This window comes from uncultured Veillonella sp. (genome assembly GCF_938010505.1).
GTDB lineage: Bacteria > Bacillota > Negativicutes > Veillonellales > Veillonellaceae > Veillonella.
In genome coordinates, this window is sequence record NZ_CALLVP010000004.1 from 1 (window position 1) to 18275 (window position 18275).

An 18275-nucleotide genomic window follows, 5' to 3' on the forward strand; every position below is an offset into this window, starting at 1 on the left:
ACGCGGGACACCCTGATTAAAAGTCAGGTGCTCTGCCAACTGAGCTAGTGAGTCAAATGGCTCCTCGAGTAGGACTCGAACCTACGACCGATCGGTTAACAGCCGATTGCTCTACCGACTGAGCTATCGAGGAATGGTACGATTGTTATTATATGTTAGATTAATTATAAAAGCAAGCATTTTTTTTATAATACTATATTTTAGCCATTGTTTATTATGACTAAAAGACATAACTTTATAGATAAAATTAGTTATTAGAAATTTTGATAAGGAAGTCATTAAAATTAATAAAATCTATAGAGTTTGTTAAGTATAGATATTTACTGTGTTCTTAAGGGATTTTATAACTGCATATGAATGGGACTTAGCAATATAAGTATATTGAAGATAATCGGTATACATATGCATTAAAGAAAAGTTTAAAAGATTTAGTTGAAAAGTAGTATCAGTTAAGAGGAAAGCGTATTTATCTTATTAGATATGGTCTGTGTTTGTGGGTAATTATAAACTAAATCTATATATTAGAAAGAAGCTAAAGATATAAGATGTAAAAATCTTATTATGCATGATAAACTATGACTTTTATCACATTATGAACTGTCTTTCATCATTGGAGAACAGATTATATATAACCTATTGAAAAGCCGAAATATATACAATAATATTCATGAAAATAATTCTCAAAAACCTGCAAAGCATTGAGAAAACTGTATAGTTAAAGCGTTGAAAGGCTGTATGTTGTGTGTTACGATTGATGCATAGAGTAAATCTCAATGTGTATGAGTTTTATTTATCTCATATGCTTTGAGAATTAAAAGTTATCTCACGGTATTAGAATTAATATTCACTTATTTCCTGAGGAGGGATTATCTTGCGCGAGATTCAAGTATCTGAAATTACAAAAACAATCCGTCAATTATGTATGGATGCAGCTTATCATTTGCCAAAAGACATCTATGAAGGCTTGAAAAAAGGTCGTGAAACAGAAAAGTCTCCAGTAGGTCGTATCGTTCTTGATCAACTCATCGAAAATGCAGAAATTGCTGATGCTGAAGATCGTCCATACTGCCAAGATACTGGTATGACAATGGTATTCTTAAAAGTAGGTCAAGACGTTCATTTTGTTGGTGGCGATCTTACTGAAGCTATCAATGAAGGCGTTGCAGCTGGTTACATCGAAGGTTACCTTCGTAAATCTGTTGTAGGTGAGCCATTGTTCAACCGTAAAAACACTCAAAACAATACTCCAGCTATCATCTACACTGAAATCGTTCCTGGCGATAAAGTAGATATTCAAGTAGAGCTTAAAGGTTTCGGTTCCGAAAACAAATCTGGCGTAGCTATGCTTGTTCCTGCTGATGGCGTTGAAGGCGTTAAAAATGCAGTTCTTGAAATCGTTAAAAAAGCTGGCCCTAACCCTTGCCCTCCAATCGTACTTGGCGTAGGTATTGGTGGTACTATGGACCAAGCAGCTGTTATGTCCAAAAAAGCTTTGCTTCGCGACATTAGCGTACCTCACAAAGATGCAGACTATGCAAAACTAGAAGAAGAAATCATGGAAATGGTTAACAAAACTGGTATTGGACCTCAATTGGGCGGTACTACAACTTGTATCGGTGTAAACATCGAATGGGGTGCTACTCATATCGCTGGTCTTCCTGTTGCTGTTACTATCATGTGCCATGCTGCTCGTCATGCTCACGTAGAACTTTAATCGATAGGAGGTAAAAACTATGTCTGAAACAATTCGCATTAATACTGAAGAATATAATGAAGAATTTTCCCGTAAATTAAAAGTTGGTGATAGCGTTCTTATCACTGGCAAAATTTACTCCGCTCGTGACGCTGCTCATAAAGTTATGACTGAAGCATTAGCACGTGGCGAACAATTACCAATCGATTGGACAAACAAATTCGTTTACTATCTTGGCCCAACACCTGCAAAACCTGGTGACCCAATTGGTTCTGCTGGTCCTACAACTTCCGGCCGTATGGATGCTTATACACCAACAATGCTTGATCAAGGTATCAAAGGCATGATCGGTAAAGGCTCCCGTAAACCAGAAGTAGTTGAATCCATGAAGAAAAATGGTTGCACATACTTTGCAGCAGTTGGTGGCGCTGCAGCATTGATTGCAAAATCCATCAAAAAATACGAAGTACTTGCTTATGGTGAACTTGGTCCAGAAGCTTTGGCTGAATTGACTGTTGAAGACTTCCCTTGTATCGTAGTTGGCGATACTGAAGGTAACAACTTCTACGAAGAAGGCCAAAAACCTTACAGAAAAATCTAATATCACCATTGAGTGATTAAAAGAGGCTTGCATTAGCAAGCCTCTTTTTTTGCCCTATTTCTTTTATTGTTGTCCTCAATTAAAAATCTTTCATTTAAATTTATAGATTTGATGACGAAATTGATGTTTATTAGTATGATAGTATTATAAGAGTTTATTTTAATAGTTTATAAGCTGTAATCATGAGATGTTCACTAGTTACGTGTAGAGTATAGTCTACCGATTATGTCTATTTTGTGATAATATACATATAGATTTTATACATTCAAAGTGAGTGAGGCGATAACATGACTTCTGTAGAAACTATTCGTCAGTCAGTTCGCACCGCGATGGCTGAATTATTAGATATAGCAAAGGTTCGCGAAGGTCAATTATTTGTTGTGGGTTGCTCCACTAGCGAAATTGTAGGTAAAAAAATCGGTACTGACTCCCACCTTGATGTGGCTCAGGTCGTATTTGATGAAATATATATAGCTGTTAAGGCTAAAGGCCTCAACTTGGCTGTTCAATGTTGTGAACATATTAATCGTGCTCTTGTTATGGAGCGTAGTGCGATGACATGGGAGGAGGAAGTTAACGTTATTCCTCAGCGTCATGCAGGTGGTGCTATGGCTGTGATGGCGTACGAACGTTTTGATGATCCTGTGATGGTTGAGTTTATTAAAGCCGATGCAGGTATTGACATTGGAGATACATTTATTGGTATGCATATGAAACATGTTGCAGTGCCTGTACGTCTTTGTGTGAAAGAAATTGGGAAAGCGCATGTAACCGCTTGTCGTGTTCGTCCGAAGAGCATTGGCGGTGAGCGTGCTGTATATAATGAAGCGTTGATGTAGGGGGATAGTATGTCAAACCTAATACCGTATTTTGTATTAGCCGTCGTGGCATTGGGATTTTTTGCTGTTTGCTACGCTGTTTTCAGCGGTGGTGATGGTGAAAGTAAGGTAAAAGAAAAATCCTATAAAAACTTAAGTGATGAAAATAGTCATAAAGAGTATAATGATGCTTTATTTGCAACGGAGTTGAAGGAGGGTGATGTAACAATCACTCATGCGGGTGGTACTAATGTGTATACCGCATCAATTCCGGATACAGTTGAAACTAAGGTTAGTGAAGAAAGTGAAATTGCGGAACCTTTAGTAGCTCCTACAGATACTTCTTATAATAGAAGAAGTACTTTGAAGTCTCGTTCACACCACGCTTCAACGGGATATGCATTAGCATTAGATCCGAGTCATGAGGTACGAGCTGAAGATGAAAATAAGACTTCTGAGAATAATGTTGCTAATTTCACAGATGCTGACAGTAATTATGATGAAACTGTAGAACTTGAAACGGCCAGTGTTGATAGTAATACGCCTGAATCTGCTTCCATTATGGATGAAACCATTGTGATGACAGCCGTATCAGATCTTAAGCGAGCTAATCAAGCTAATCAAGGTGTTACTCCGTTGGTGGATAAAACTATCGTCCTTGATGTCGTTACAGATGAACTTGTCAATAACGCTAACTCTGTTGAAGATACAATTGCTATGGGTGAATCTGTGGAAGCCTTTGAAGCTGATGAAGCGGATAGCATAGATGCTACGCAGATGATAGGTGGTGCAAATGAAATACAAACCGCGGAAGGGCCATCGGTATTAGATGAAACGCGTTTGTTTGATGCCTCTGAAATTGAAGCAAAATTGGCGGCAACAAGTTTAGCTGAAGAGGAGGAACCGCATGGTCAATGGGCAAAAACGGCACATGAAGATAAATGCGTTGAGCTGGCTATAGCGCCATTTGTTCATTCCTTTGGGGTACTACATGGCGACACACAACACTATGTAGAATCTATTACAAGAGATGCTTTAGCGGCTCTCAATATTACAAAAATTGTTGAAGTGAATGTATTACTAGAGAATATTGTTATTCAAGAAGCGTTGATGAGTATGCAAAAGGCATATGCCGCTACAAATACGGAGTGGATGAAGTCCGCTGCGTTAGGTGCTTTTCTAGATGTGGTTCAATCTCCTAAATCTAGTACGCCATACCTCGTAGCTTTTGATGCATTACGTGTATTACCTCATTTAACATTAGGTCACTTTCAAGTTATGGCCTTAACATTATTGTTACAATATTCTAGAAACTCTAATAACTATGGATTGATTCACTTCCAACATTATGTGGAAAAATATATTGAGCCATTTATCTCTGATTTGCCTCGAAATGATTCTTTCTATCGCCAGCTGGACTACTTACGCTGTACGCAAGAAGAACAAGAACCTATCACTTTATGTCAAGTGTTGTCTAATTCATACCCGTTTGTATTCAACTATCGTGGTTTCTCTAAGGAAGAACTCTTCCGTGCTACAGACGGTCGTGGTGTAGATCCACGTTATGTGGTGCGTAGCTTGAACTCCAATCTTTATAAACTAGCCTTGGTAGATGAGTCTTTGGCACCACAATTTTTTAGACAAACACGAATTTCTAATGCTATGGTTCAACGTGATCTTTTAGCTTTGATGAAGAGCAAACCTACTGCTTTCAGGGGACAAGAGGCGCGTGATATTATGGATGACATTTCACCAGTTTTATTGGACTTGGCTGATGTCTTCGATAGCACGCCAATGTCTAAAATTAGCTTAACATTGTTAGGCCTTTACTTAGGCCGTGCTCATGTGAAAGCAACCATTGGTGAAGAATTTGATTTGTCTCATTGGTTCTAATTTATGATTTTAAGCACTATATAGTTTCAAAAATTGGATTATATAGTTATTAATATAGGTATATACTTAAAAACGTTATATAGCTTATGTGTTATGTAATAAAAAAGTCTCTCAAGATTATCTTGAGAGACTTTTTAGTTTGTTAAATTTAATAGCTATTAAGTGTTAGAAGGTGTTGAAGCCGAATTCTTCAATGTCTTCAATGTTTTTAATTGTTACGGTGCGACCTGTAATATCAATGAGACCTTCATCGCGAAGACGACCTAGTTCACGGCTAAGAGCTGTGCGAGATACATTGAGGACCTCAGCCATTTGCTCGCGGTTGTGGGGTAATTGAATTGTGTTAGAATGTTGACGTTTATAAATATCTGTTAAGTACGCAAAAATCTTTTCGCGCATCCCTTTTAATGTGAGGTAATGGACTTTTCTGGTTAATAGAATTGCTTTTTCAGATAAATCCTCTAATAGATTAGATAGGATTTTAGTTTGGCATTGATGACAATCCGGTAATGTTTTAATAAAGGTTTCAAGCGGAATAAACATAATTTTAGTTGCTTTTGTTGCTTTAATGGTAGCAGGCCATAAAGGCTGTTTGCTAAATAGTAGTGCTTCTCCAAAAATATCTGATTGCTCTAAGTTTGCCATAATAACCCGTTGCCCCATTACATTTTCACGAGTCAGTAAAGCGCTGCCTTCAAGGATGACACCAATACCCTCCATAGGATCTCCAGCGAGGGCTATAAAATCATTTTTTTGGTAACTGTGGATGATAACTTTGGCATTATTTAAATAGCTACGCAGCTCTGGCTCTCCTAATGTATTGAATAAAGGACATTTCACGAGGGTGGGCATATATTGATTAATGATATCGTTTGAAAGTATTTGTTTCATAAGCACCTCCGGTGTGATAAAGTCTATAGCAATTAAAAATGATTATTGTATAATAAAAGTATAAGACTAAATGGTCTACTTGTTCCATAAGGGAAGTCAGGAAAATTTTTGAAAAAGTTTTTATTTGTTGCTCAAGCTACAGAAATTGTATCATCTTTACGTTATACTTTCAAATGTAATCAATCAGACAACTGATAAAACATCAGTGTAATGTATAGGTTTTATATTATCTAGCTTGACTGCGAGGAAGTCTCGCAAAGGAGGATTTTAAATGAGTATGTTCTGTTATCAATGCGAACAATCTGCAGCACCAGGTGGCTGTACTGTACAAGGTGTATGTGGTAAAACTGCACCAGTTGCTAACTTACAAGACGAATTAACTGCTGCCTTAGTTGGCTTGGCTCGCGCTTTAGACGTAAAGGGTCATACTAAAGAAGGTATCGATTATATTATGCGCGGTTTGTTCATGTGTGTAACAAACGTAAACTTCTCTGAAGACCGCGTTCAAGAATTCATTGACGAAGTGAATGCTTACCATGCAAAAGTGGACAGCGCTCAACAAAACTTTGATTGGGAACAATTGTGGAAAGGTGAAGAAGACATCGTATCCCTTCGTTCCACATTATTGTTAGGTATGCGCGGTATGGCTGCATACGCATGGCATGCTGCTCGCCTTGGCTTTCACGATGCTGATGTTGACGCTTGGTTCGTTAAAGGTATGGTAGAATTCGCTAAAGATCACAGCGCTGAAGAATGGCTTGATCTTTTGATGGAATTCGGTCATATAAACTTGAAATGTATGGCTGTTCTTGATAAAGCTAATACTGAAACATATGGTACACCTGTACCAACTACAGTTCCTTTGACTGTAGAACCAGGTCCTTTCATCGTTGTAACTGGTCATGACCTTCATGACTTGAAACAATTATTGGAACAAACTGATGGTAAAGGTGTAAATATCTATACTCACGGTGAAATGTTGCCTTGCCACGCTTATCCTGAATTGAAGAAACATCCTCAATTGAAAGGTAATTTCGGTACAGCATGGCAAAACCAACAAAAAGAATTTGTTGATGTTCCTGGCGCATTCTTGTTCACTACAAACTGCATTATGCCACCAAAAGAAAACTACAAAGCTAATATCTTCACTACAGATATGGTAGGTTTCGATGGCTGTGCACATATCGAAGAAAAAGAAGATGGTACTAAAGACTTCTCCGCAGTTATCAACCGTGCTATCGAATTGGGCGGCTACAAAGAAGCTCAAGAATTCACTGGTATCAACGGTGGTCATGAAGTAACTACTGGTTTCGGTCATGGTACAGTATTGGGTATTGCAGATAAAGTAATTGATGCTGTGAAAGCTGGCGCAATCAAACACTTCTTCTTGGTAGGTGGTTGTGATGGTGCTAAAGTAGGCCGTAACTACTACACTGAATTCGTTAAACAAACTCCAGATGATACTGTAGTATTGACATTGGCTTGTGGTAAATTCCGTTTCAACGATATGAACATCGGCGAAATCGGTGGTATCCCTCGTATCCTTGATATGGGTCAATGTAACGATGCTTACTCTGCTATTCAAGTAGCAGTAGCTTTAGCTGGTGCATTTGAATGTGATGTAAACGACTTGCCATTGACATTGGTATTGTCCTGGTACGAACAAAAAGCAGTATGTATCTTGTTAACATTGTTGGCTTTGGGTATCCGTAACATTTACATCGGACCTTCCTTGCCTAAATTCTTCTCCAGCAATGTATTGAACATTTTGGTAGAAAAATTCCAATTACATCCAATTACAACTCCAGAAGCTGACATGAAAGCTATCTTGGGCTAATAGGATCTATTAATCTGTTAACCACAGTCCTATGTCCCCTCTCTTTTATGATTTAGGACTGTTGTTATAAATAACGCACCTTGGGTTCGCCTAAGGTGCGTTTTTTTTGCTATTTTTGTGAAAGCTATCTGTTAGATTTTGTATATTGATGGGGCCCGACATTATTACGACAACTAGATTACTAATGGGCACCACCTATCTCATGCCTCCATACGACGCGTAAGTCGGCCCTCAATAGGTGGTGCCCATTAGTAAAACGTTTGAGGAACATAAGTCCCATCAATATATTACTCCTTTGGATAGCTTTCTCATAAATAGTAGTTGGAGAGGGGAGTGGTGCAATGGTTGCCTCGACGCGTTTCGGTCCTCAATAGGTTGTGCCCGTTGGTAAAAGGTTAGTAGAAAATTAGTTCCATCAATATACAAACTTTTAGAACAGCGTTCACAAGAACAATAGTCCTCTGTAGGAAAACAAATATGTCTCTAATGTGCATATAGACATTTATCAATATTGATTGTTATACTATAGGTAAGTAAGAACTTTCTCACATTATTTGTGTGTATGTAGAGGCATATATGAATAGTATTTTTGATATTATAGGACCTATCATGATTGGTCCGTCTAGTTCGCATACAGCGGGGGCTGCTCGGCTAGGTAAGATGGCGCGTTGTATTTTTCGTTCTACTCCTAAAAAGGTAGATTTAACTTTATATGGATCTTTTGCAAAAACATACAAAGGTCATGGTACGGATCGTGCCTTGATTGGTGGTCTATTGGGTTATAAAGAAGATGATAAAAATATTCGCATTGCTCATGAAATAGCGAAAAAAGAGGAGATGGAGTTTGCTTTCATCGAGTCTCCTTTAGATGTAGGCCATCCGAATGTGGTGCGTTTTGATATGTATGATGACCATAACCGCCATATGACTGTTATTGGTCGCTCTCTCGGTGGTGGTCAGATTATGATTACCGAAGTAGATGGAAATGATATGTCCATTACAGGTGATGAGTTTACGCTCGTTGTGTTCCATGAGGATAGACCTGGTGCGATTTCTCTTGTTAGTCAAGCATTGAGCGAGTCTGATATTAATATTGCTACGATGCGCGTATTCCGTAAGGGCAAGCACAAGGATGCGGTTATGGTTATTACTACGGATACAGTAGTAAATCCTATTACGGTTCAGTTTATGCGCGAGTGTCCAGGGATTCAAGATGTTATGACCTTTGAAGCGTTATAGGAGAGCGAATAATGAGTTATGCATATGATACAATTGCAGATATTATTCGCCTAGCTGAGGAAAATAATATTTCCTTTGGCGATGTAGTACTGCGCTATGAATTAGAAAATTATGATCGCAATGAAGAAGCGGTTATTCGAGAAATAGAGAATCGTTTAGATATTTTTGAAAGCTCCATTCAAGACGGTATAGCTTATACGGAAAAAACGGCTTCTGGTATGTCGGGTGGTCAAGCAGCACAGCTTAATGGTCAAGCGCCGCGTTTTATGAGTGACATCGCATATAAGGCGATGACGTATGCTATTGCCGTAAACGAGGCTAATGCAAAGATGTTCCGCATTGTTGCTTGTCCTACGGCTGGCTCTTGTGGTGTTATGCCTGGTGCTGTGAAAGCAGTGGCTGATCACTACCAATTAGATAGAGCCACAGTTGTAAAAGGCTTCTTAGCTGCGTCCGGTATTGGCAATGTTGTGGCAAATCGCGCTTGTGTTGCTGGTGCTGTTGGTGGTTGCCAAGCCGAAATCGGTACAGCGGCGTGTATGGCAGCAGGGGCTATCGTCGAAATGATGGGTGGATCACCACGTCAAGTAGGTCATGCCATCGCATTGTGCATGAAAAATCTATTGGGGCTTGCTTGTGATCCGGTGGCGGGACTCGTAGAGGTACCATGTGTTAAACGTAATGGCTTCTATGCAGTTCATGCTATTACTGCATCTGAAATGGCGTTAATGAATATTGAAAGTCAAATTCCACCAGATGAAGTCATCGAAGCGATGAATAATATAGGTCGCGCTATGCCGGCAGCATTGCGTGAAACAAGTGATGGCGGTCTTGCGGTAACACCGACAGGTACAGCTATTGCGGAAAGAGTGCAATCCTTATAAGGATTGCACTTTTTTCATGCTTTCATTTGTAGTAAAATAAAAGTTAGACTAGTTCAGAAAGGAGCGTGTATGATGGAACAAGCAAATCGAATATTGACCGTATTAGAAGAAGCCGGTCATGAAGCCTATATCATAGGCGGCGCTGTGCGCGATATTTTGATGCATCAAAAGCCACATGACTTCGATATTGTGACGTCTGCACGTCCCGATACTGTCATTGATATTCTCCGTGGTCATAATATTCAAACGACAGACCTCGTAGGTAAATCTTTTGGCGTAGTGGTAGCTACATTAGAGGGAAAGCAATACGAAATTGCTACATATAGAACAGAGCGATATGGCGCAGATAGCCATCGCCCTGAAGAAATTATCTATGCCGATACCTTAGAAGAAGATGTATTGCGTCGTGACTTTACTGTCAACGGTATGGCTATGAACCGCTTTGGTGAGGTTATCGACCTCGTAGGCGGACGCCGAGATATTAAACATAAGACGTTACGCACCATTGGTAATGCGCAGGAACGTTTTGAAGAAGATGCATTGCGATTATTTAGAGCGTGCCGCTTTGTGGCGAAGTTGGATTTCTTGCCGAGTAAAGATCTATTAGAGGCTATGCCTAAGGCCTTTCATCGCGTCTCTGGTTTATCCTTGGAGCGGGTGCGCAACGAAATTAATCGTCTCATGTTAGAGCCTGCTGTGGCAAAGGGTCTTGATGTCCTTGTTCAATCCCGTTTGGCAGAATGCTCTTGTCGCGTTGTAGAAAATGGTGTGGCTCGCGAGGTTCCTATCTTGCCCGAACTATATCATCTCGTGAATTTGCCCCAAGAAAAGGACTTTCACGAATTCGATGGCTGGTACCATACATTAGCTGTTGTGTCCCATACGGAACCGGATTTGGTGCTGCGTTGGGGTGCTTTATTACATGATGTGGCAAAGGGAATGCCTGCGGTACGAGCTGTTATCAATGGTCGCCTCACAGATCGTGGTCATGATACACTAGGAGCGGAGATGACAGAAACGTTATTAACACGTCTAGGATATCCGAAGGCCTTTGTGCAACGAGTGGCGTGGATTGTGAAAAACCACATGCGCTTTCACTATTTCGTACAAAATGGCGATGCAAACGAGAAAAAATGGCTTCGTAAGGAAGCTCGCAGTGGCAAGTTCCGAGATAGCCAAATCATGCGCACTGCCTGGGAGCAATTAGCTAAGGTTTGTGCTGCCGATGTGTTAGGCTGTGGGAAACCTTACTCATCTACAGATGGAACGTTAGCCTTTGGCGAATGTATGGCAGATCTTAGTTTAGAGATGCCTGTACATACAAAGGATCTAAATTATGACGAACGAGTGATTAAACTCGCAGGGAAGCAAGTGGGGGAAGGATTGCAGTATTTATTGGGTCAGGTACAGAATGGGGTTGTTCCTAATGAACCAGATGCGCTATATGACGCATTAGACCATAAGTTACGCCGTCCAGTGGAGAAATGATGAATTTACTAAATAAAGCGTTGCGACGCATGAGTGGTTGGAGTCGTACCACCTGGTGTCTCGCCATTCTCATGACCGTTGCCTTAGTCCTCATAGGACGTTTGGCACAATTGCAGGTCTTCGATACGTTTGACCTAGAGAAGAAAAACTTATTACAAGTTCAGGTGGATAGAAAATTACAATCGCCGCGTGGTACAATCTATGACCGTAATGGTAAGCCTTTGGCGATGAGTGTGGTTACAAAATCCTTGTATGCGGATCCAAAGATGATTAAACAGTCTCCTCAAGAGATTGCGGAACTCATTTCGCCGCATGTAACCATGTCAAAAGAAAATATCGTAAAAGCTCTACAAGAGGACACTGCATTTGTGTGGATTAATCGCATGATGGATGCAGACAAGTCTAAGGCGGTGGCACAAGTCATTAAGGATAACAATATAGTGGGACTTAACTTTGTTGAGGAGTCTAAGCGTTACTATCCAAATGGCGTACTTGCAGCTCAAATATTAGGTTTTGTTGGTACCGATGATAAGGGCCTCGATGGACTTGAAATGGTCCTTGACGATGAGTTAAAGGGTGGTGTACAGCAAGAAATCGTTGCCACAGACAACAAAGGTAATGCTATATTTGGTTCTGTATTGTCTAAGTTCTTACCTGATAAGGGTAAAAGCGTAACTTTAACGATTGATGCGACCATCCAATTTATTGCAGAACGAGCTCTTGATAAGGCGATGGCTGATACGGGGGCCAAACATGCGAGCGTTATCGTTATGGATCCTAAGACTGGTGAAATTCTTGCGATGGCAAATCGTCCAAGTTACGATCCTAACAATTATAACCAAAGTGGGGAAGAGGCTTTCAAAAATATCGCTGTTACTAATCTATATGAACCAGGTTCTACATTTAAACCAATCGTTGCATCTGCGGCTCTTGCATCAGGAAAGTGGAAATTAGAAACAGTGTACAATGATAAAGGGGCCTTTGTAGCGAATGGGCATGTGATGAGAAACTGGAATGGTGAAGGTTATGGACCAGTTCGATTGCTAGATATCTTGAAGTATTCTATCAATACAGGTATGGCAGAAATTGGTACATTAACTGGTGCTGATATTCTATCTAAATACGTGCGCGATTATGGATTCGGTTCTGAAACAGGCATTGAATTACCTGGTGAAGGTGCAGGTATCTTATATAATCCAGAGGATATGAGTAAACTAGACGTAGCGACTATGTCTATCGGTCAAGGTATTGCGGTGACCCCACTACAAATGGTACGTGCCTTTGGTGCCCTTGCTAATGGTGGTTCTATGATGCGTCCGCATATTATCAAGTCTTATAGCAATGCTCAAGGAGAAGTAACAAGTACTACCGAAAATACTGTAGTAGGTCAACCAGTGCCAGAGGAAACAGCAAAAACTATTGTAGATATCTTGGAGAAAGAGGTGTCTGAAGGTGGCGGTAACAAAGCGATGGTAGAAGGCTATCACTTTGGTGGTAAAACTGGTACGGCGGAAAAATTAGATACTAAACGCGGTGGCTATTTAGATGGTCAATACATTGCATCCTTTATCGGTTTTGGTCCTGTAGAAGATCCAAAATTTGTGGTTCTTGTAGTCATTGACGATCCGCAAAAAGGTTCTATTTATGGTGGTCAAATTGCAGCGCCAGTATTTAAGGATATTGTGTTTCAACTTGTACGCTACTACCAATTGAGTCCATATGTTAAGGAAACTACTTCTGTAGCGGCTAAACCTACCAATACATTGCCAGAACCGACTCCGTCTAGCGATGGTTCTGTAACATTGCCTAACTTTACGGGCTTTACCTATGGTGAGGTGCGCGACTGGTTACATAAGGCTGGTCTTGCGTTTAAACCTGATGGAACGGGTATTGCCGTTTCTCAAGATGAAAGTGGAGGCACTACTGTTACCGCCGGAACGGCAATTACAGTTCACTTTAGTAGATAATTAGAAATTATAGACAGTTCGTTATATAATAGAATAAGAGACTTAGGTGCCTCTCGGGAGGCACCTTTTTTATAAATAGTTTGAATGAATGGAGATACTTATGATCGAATTACGCGGTAAAGCAGTAGCAGATGCTCACAAGGCGATTTTACAAGAAAAAGTTGCAGCAGTAGGCAACTCTGTGATTACTATGGCAGTATTACTCGTTGGTGAAGACCACGGCGCTCATATGTATGCTACATTTATGGAAAAAACAGCTAAGAACTTTGGTTATGGTTTTGTGCTAAAGCAATTACCTGAAACGGCAACGCAAGATGAAGTCCTGGCGGCCTTGCAAGAATTAAATAGTGATGCATCTGTTCATGGGATTTTGCCGTTAATGCCAATGCCTAAACACATTGATACAGAAGCCCTTATCGATATGCTAGATCCTAAAAAAGATATTGATGGTCTTACAACATATAACATCGGTTTAGTAACGGCTGGTAAGGGGGGCTTTGCTCCTTGTACCGCCAAGGCTTGTATGGCTATTTTAAAACACTATGATATTCCTGTAGAAGGAAAACATGTGGCTGTAGTCGGCCGTAGCCAAGTTATCGGCAAACCTGTAGCTCTTATGGCTTTAGGTGCGAATGGTACGGTAACGATTTGTCACTCTAGAACCCCTGATTTGGCAGAGCAAGTAAAGCGTGGTGATATCGTTATTGCCGCGGCTGGTCGTGCTCATATGATTACGTCTGATATGATTAAGCCTGGTGCAGTTGTTATCGATGTAGGCATCAATGAACTAGATGGCAAAACTGTAGGTGATGTTGATTATGATGCGGTAAAAGATATTGCATCTGCCATTACCCCTGTACCAGGAGGCGTTGGATCAGTCACTACAACAATGATGCTTGAAGCTGTGTACGAGGCATATCATGCATGAGATGTCTATAGCAGAAGGCATTCTTGATGTAGCACTCGATACTTTGCGTCAGCACGATGCGACAGTCATTCATTCGATTCAATTAGATTTGGGCCTAATGAGTGGGGTTGAGCCTGATTCATTGCTTTTTTGTTGGGAAGCCGTTACAAAGGGAACTCCTGCGGAAGGCTCACACATTGAAATCAACACAATTCCTATTGAGGGAAAGTGTTTAGATTGTGATAAAATATTTCCTATAAAAAACTATACGTTTGTCTGCCCTTATTGTGACAGTCATTTCGTACAAACCATTGGCGGTCGCGAGTTACAAGTGACCTCTATGGATATCGATTGATAGAAAGGTTAGGACATGCAAGTTCAAGTTAAAACTAATGTATTGGCAAAAAATGATGCCATTGCAGAGTCCTTACAACAGTTGTTTAAGGAAAAGAATATATTTGTATTTAATCTGTTAGGTTCGCCTGGGGCTGGTAAGACATCTCTATTGGAGGCAACTTTACAAGATTTAAAAAAGGATTACCGCATAGCTGTTATTGAAGGTGATTTATTCACCGCTAAAGATGCGGAGCGCATTCACGCGTTAGGCGTGCCTGTTATTCAAATCAATACGGTTGGTGGGTGCCATCTCGATGCGCAGATGATTCAAGATGCTTTAGGTGACTTAAACCTTGATGATCTTGATATGATCATTATCGAAAATGTAGGTAATTTAGTCTGTCCTGCAGAATTTGAGATTGGTGAAAGTATGAAAGTAACGGTTTTATCTGTTACAGAAGGTGAAGATAAGCCGCTTAAATATCCATTAATCTTTAAAGAGTCTAAGGCAATCCTCATTAATAAGATTGATTTGTTGCCGTATGTGCCTTTCAAAAAGGAACAGGCAATACAAGATATTCGCAATTTAAATCCAAATGGAGAAATTTTTGAAGTTAGTTGCACAGCCCATAATGGTCTTGAACCATGGTTAACTTGGTTGCGTGCACAATTGGAGAATAATCGATGAACTATTCTATGAAGAGCCGTATTGTAGCGGCCCTCCTAGTAGGTTTGTCTGCTACTACAATCAGCTATGCGGCAGAACCTACAATTTCAACAGTTAAACCAGTTACAGTAGAAACTACAGATGAAGCCAACAAGAAAACTAAAGCATCCGCTAATGCGGTCGGTGATAGTGGCGCTGAGGAGACAGGGGAAACTGATAGCTTGTCTTATCTTGATAATGCACCAATAAAAGTAGTTAAACCAGAGGCAAAGGGAAAAAATAAGCAATCTAAAACAGGATGGCTTGCGGAGCAAATGGCTGTAACTGAATTTGGTGATTCTATACAGTTCTGGCAAGCGGCTAGTGAAAACGAAGGTCCTTTGCCGAGTATAACTCAAAATAATTTGGCTGATATTGGTAAGTCTTATACGGCTAATAGTTTGCCGTCCTTGGGCTCTATGGATGATTATGCTATCTCGTCCTATCGATTGGGTGATCGATTCGTGGTACCTAAAGATGTAGAGAAGACAGAAGTTCGCGATAACTTTACTACATATCATATGAAAGATGTAGCCGTAACCGTATATACAGGGCCTGCACAAGAATTGTTGGTTAATAATCAATTGCGTGGTCAAGGGGCGACTTATTTCTTTGAGCCAAATACTATTACTAATATTCATAGTACGAAAAAGGGCGCTAATACAGTACGCGACATTGGTCCTGGCAGCACGCGGATGGAATTGGTATTTGCCTATGGCAGTCCGAATGCGATGTGGCGTGATAAGAAAAATGAGACATATATATTCTTATACGAAGGTCATTCCGAAAATTCATTGCCTCAAAAAAAGGAGTTTAAGAGTCCAGTAGAGAATACAAATAGTAATAGCCAACAACAATCTATGCTTGGTCAGCAAAAAGAATATATTGCTTTTACCATTAAACAAAGCAATATAGAAGCTGTAGATATTATTAGTGGTCAAGTATGGCCTAGATTTGGATTACCAAAAGCTGAAGTATATGATTTTGAAGCTGGTACACTTACAGCTGATGATTTTGTACTTCGTGGCTTAAAGTTGAATGACCATTTTGTTAATGACTCTAATAATGATTGGAAACATCAAGGTATGTTGTTTGGCTCCACATTTATTGGCTATAACGAATATGGTGTGAGTGTAGACAAAAGCGATCTCATCAATCGTGTGCTACTAAATGTTTACACGCCTACCCGTCGTGGTATCGCAATGGGCGATACCAAGTATTTATTGCTCTTTGTGTATGGGATGCCAACTCGTATTGTTGAATCGACAACAAAGTCGGGGACATCTACCGTATATGAATATAAAAATCCAGCGGCAAGCAATTCTTATTTACAGTTTGCCCTAGATGATAAAAACCAATATATCAAATCCGTTATGTTATCTGACCGTCCAGTAAAATAGGATAGGTCACAGCGAGGAGGCAAAGGATATGGTTACTGTACAAGATGTAAAAGAACGTTGGGAAAAGATTCAAGGTGATGATGAACGTATATTGTTTATCGTTGGTGGTCCAGGTTCTGGTAAAAGTTTGCTAATTCGTGAGTTGTCTGAGCAGAAGGGTTGGAAATACTTGGAAGCTAAGCAGCTTATCGAGGAAGAATTCTTACTCGTGCCTCGCGATGAACGACCTCAATTAGCAGAAGAAGTTATTTGCCGTGCTCTTAGCCGTAGCGATACGGAAGTAGTATTGCTAGATGGTATTAATGTATTCTTTGCACCAATTTTAAATCTAAAACCATTTGAGTTACTAAAAACTATTAGTAAGAAGTATCCTATTGTCGTTGGCTGGCGTGGTCATCTTGAAGGAGATCAATTATACTTAGAACATAACAATAATCCAAAACATGCAGTGTTTAGCATTGCACATCCAGATCATGTTATTGCAATTGACTAATTGTATGATTGAACATATTGGTTAAATATAGGGAAACTATAAATGTTATAAAAAGGAGATAGTGGTCTATCTCCTTTTTTTGTATTATCATATAGCTGTAGTTACTGATATACATGGTTTCTTAATAAAGCACTATTTGATTTTGATGAACCTAGAATATAGATTGTAGTAGTTATATATTGGTGGTATATAAAATTATGTAAAGATATATAGAGAATGGAGTCGTAAATATAAGTAACTACTGAATATAGGTGGAAAATAGGCATTTAGTATATGTTTGATAAAATATAAATTTTTTTTGACAAAATACTTGCATAGGGTATCGTTTCATGTTATTATGATTAAGCACTAAGGGCAACCGCAGTGAACGAAAAAACTTCAAAAAGTTTTTAAAAGGTTCTTGACACTTAGTGTGCTAGATGATACAATTCATCTTGTCGTAATGATGCTGGCGTAGCTCAATAGGTAGAGCAGCTGACTTGTAATCAGCAGGTTGTGGGTTCAATTCCTATCGCCAGCTCCATTTTATTTATGGAGGGATTCCCGAGCGGCCAAAGGGAGCAGACTGTAAATCTGCCGTCTTCGACTTCGAAGGTTCGAATCCTTCTCCCTCCACCATCTATAGCGGGGTGGAGCAGTTGGTAGCTCGTCGGGCTCATAACCCGAAGGTCGCAGGTTCAAGTCCTGTCCCCGCAACCATAACAATCACAGTGAAATGATCGTTCATTGTGCTGGTGTAGCTCAGTCGGCAGAGCGTATCCTTGGTAAGGATAAGGTCACCGGTTCAATCCCGGTCACTAGCTCCATACATGGCGGCATAGCTCAGTTGGCTAGAGCAATCGGTTCATACCCGGTGTGTCCGCGGTTCAAATCCGTGTGCCGCCACCATTAAACCTCACTTTGGTGAGGATTTTTTTATTTCACCCCATATGACATGCTATTCTAAGATTTTATATATATGGTATAATAATGGGTAAGGAAATCTTATATTCCATTGATAAATTAGGGTTAATATATTATATTAATACTAGAATGTAATTTGTTTTTGTGAAGGAGGATATAATCCTAATGGCAAAAGAAAAATTTGAACGTACGAAACCGCATGTTAACATCGGTACAATC

At 39.9% G+C, this 18275-nt stretch carries 15 protein-coding genes and 6 tRNA genes; 19 read left to right on the forward strand and 2 right to left on the reverse strand.

Annotation, left to right across the window (positions count from 1 at the left end):
- Positions 1-57: 57 nt before the first annotated feature.
- Positions 58-133: transfer RNA gene (locus Q0507_RS00115), tRNA-Asn, on the reverse strand.
- Positions 134-871: 738 nt separating this feature from the next.
- On the opposite strand from Q0507_RS00115, the gene Q0507_RS00120 reads away from it, so the two are divergent.
- From Q0507_RS00120 to Q0507_RS00135, 4 genes are all read left to right on the forward strand, one after another.
- Positions 872-1714 carry a fumarate hydratase gene (locus tag Q0507_RS00120; protein WP_298710615.1) on the forward strand — a complete coding sequence of 281 codons (843 nt, stop codon included), beginning with the start codon at positions 872-874 and terminating at the stop codon, positions 1712-1714.
- A 19-nt stretch (positions 1715-1733) separates the two neighbouring features.
- Positions 1734-2294: a Fe-S-containing hydro-lyase gene (locus Q0507_RS00125; protein ID WP_298710618.1), complete on the forward strand. Its 561-nt coding sequence runs from the start codon at positions 1734-1736 to the stop codon at positions 2292-2294.
- 287 nt (positions 2295-2581) lie between these two features.
- Positions 2582-3133, forward strand: a complete 552-nt coding sequence (locus Q0507_RS00130; protein WP_298710621.1) for a TIGR01440 family protein — start codon at positions 2582-2584, stop codon at positions 3131-3133.
- Positions 3134-3142: 9 nt separating this feature from the next.
- Complete coding sequence (locus Q0507_RS00135; RefSeq protein WP_298710624.1) at positions 3143-5005, forward strand: LPO_1073/Vpar_1526 family protein; 1863 nt, start codon at positions 3143-3145, stop codon at positions 5003-5005.
- Positions 5006-5170: 165 nt separating this feature from the next.
- On the opposite strand, the gene Q0507_RS00140 is transcribed toward Q0507_RS00135, so the two are convergent.
- The gene (locus Q0507_RS00140; RefSeq protein ID WP_021148534.1) at positions 5171-5896 is read right to left on the reverse strand and encodes a Crp/Fnr family transcriptional regulator; all 726 of its coding nucleotides are present in this window, start codon (positions 5894-5896) and stop codon (positions 5171-5173) included.
- Positions 5897-6167: 271 nt separating this feature from the next.
- Between Q0507_RS00140 and hcp the strand changes: the two genes are divergently transcribed.
- The 15 genes from hcp to Q0507_RS00215 all read left to right on the forward strand — a co-directional run bounded on the left by hcp (position 6168) and on the right by Q0507_RS00215 (position 18041).
- A complete protein-coding gene (gene hcp / locus Q0507_RS00145; RefSeq protein ID WP_298710631.1) occupies positions 6168-7733 on the forward strand; it encodes a hydroxylamine reductase in 1566 nt (521 codons plus the stop codon).
- A gap of 576 nt (positions 7734-8309) precedes the next feature.
- Positions 8310-8972 carry an L-serine ammonia-lyase, iron-sulfur-dependent subunit beta gene (sdaAB, locus tag Q0507_RS00150; protein ID WP_298710634.1) on the forward strand — a complete coding sequence of 221 codons (663 nt, stop codon included), beginning with the start codon at positions 8310-8312 and terminating at the stop codon, positions 8970-8972.
- 11 nt (positions 8973-8983) lie between these two features.
- Positions 8984-9856 carry an L-serine ammonia-lyase, iron-sulfur-dependent, subunit alpha gene (gene sdaAA, locus Q0507_RS00155; RefSeq protein WP_298710638.1) on the forward strand — a complete coding sequence of 291 codons (873 nt, stop codon included), beginning with the start codon at positions 8984-8986 and terminating at the stop codon, positions 9854-9856.
- Positions 9857-9925: 69 nt separating this feature from the next.
- A complete protein-coding gene (locus tag Q0507_RS00160) occupies positions 9926-11344 on the forward strand; it encodes a CCA tRNA nucleotidyltransferase (protein ID WP_298710641.1) in 1419 nt (472 codons plus the stop codon).
- Positions 11344-13311 carry a penicillin-binding transpeptidase domain-containing protein gene (locus Q0507_RS00165; RefSeq protein WP_298710657.1) on the forward strand — a complete coding sequence of 656 codons (1968 nt, stop codon included), beginning with the start codon at positions 11344-11346 and terminating at the stop codon, positions 13309-13311. Before Q0507_RS00160 ends, Q0507_RS00165 begins: the two co-directional genes overlap by 1 nt.
- A 100-nt stretch (positions 13312-13411) precedes the next feature.
- On the forward strand, positions 13412-14239 hold the full coding sequence (locus Q0507_RS00170) for a bifunctional 5,10-methylenetetrahydrofolate dehydrogenase/5,10-methenyltetrahydrofolate cyclohydrolase (protein ID WP_298710644.1): 828 nt from the start codon (positions 13412-13414) through the stop codon (positions 14237-14239).
- Complete coding sequence (locus Q0507_RS00175) at positions 14232-14573, forward strand: hydrogenase maturation nickel metallochaperone HypA (protein ID WP_298710647.1); 342 nt, start codon at positions 14232-14234, stop codon at positions 14571-14573. The genes Q0507_RS00170 and Q0507_RS00175 overlap by 8 nt, the downstream gene beginning before the upstream one ends.
- Before the next feature lie 15 nt (positions 14574-14588).
- A complete protein-coding gene (hypB, locus tag Q0507_RS00180) occupies positions 14589-15242 on the forward strand; it encodes a hydrogenase nickel incorporation protein HypB (RefSeq protein WP_298710649.1) in 654 nt (217 codons plus the stop codon).
- A complete protein-coding gene (locus Q0507_RS00185) occupies positions 15239-16660 on the forward strand; it encodes a hypothetical protein (RefSeq protein ID WP_298710652.1) in 1422 nt (473 codons plus the stop codon). Before hypB ends, Q0507_RS00185 begins: the two co-directional genes overlap by 4 nt.
- 28 nt (positions 16661-16688) lie before the next feature.
- Positions 16689-17153 carry a BREX-3 system P-loop-containing protein BrxF gene (gene brxF / locus Q0507_RS00190; protein ID WP_298710654.1) on the forward strand — a complete coding sequence of 155 codons (465 nt, stop codon included), beginning with the start codon at positions 16689-16691 and terminating at the stop codon, positions 17151-17153.
- A 447-nt stretch (positions 17154-17600) separates the two neighbouring features.
- Positions 17601-17676, forward strand: a tRNA-Thr gene (locus Q0507_RS00195).
- Positions 17677-17686: 10 nt separating this feature from the next.
- Positions 17687-17771, forward strand: a tRNA-Tyr gene (locus Q0507_RS00200).
- Between the two features lie 5 nt (positions 17772-17776).
- Positions 17777-17852, forward strand: a tRNA-Met gene (locus tag Q0507_RS00205).
- 31 nt (positions 17853-17883) lie between these two features.
- Positions 17884-17959, forward strand: a tRNA-Thr gene (locus Q0507_RS00210).
- Positions 17960-17964: 5 nt separating this feature from the next.
- A tRNA-Met gene (locus Q0507_RS00215) sits at positions 17965-18041 on the forward strand.
- Positions 18042-18275 lie beyond the last annotated feature (234 nt).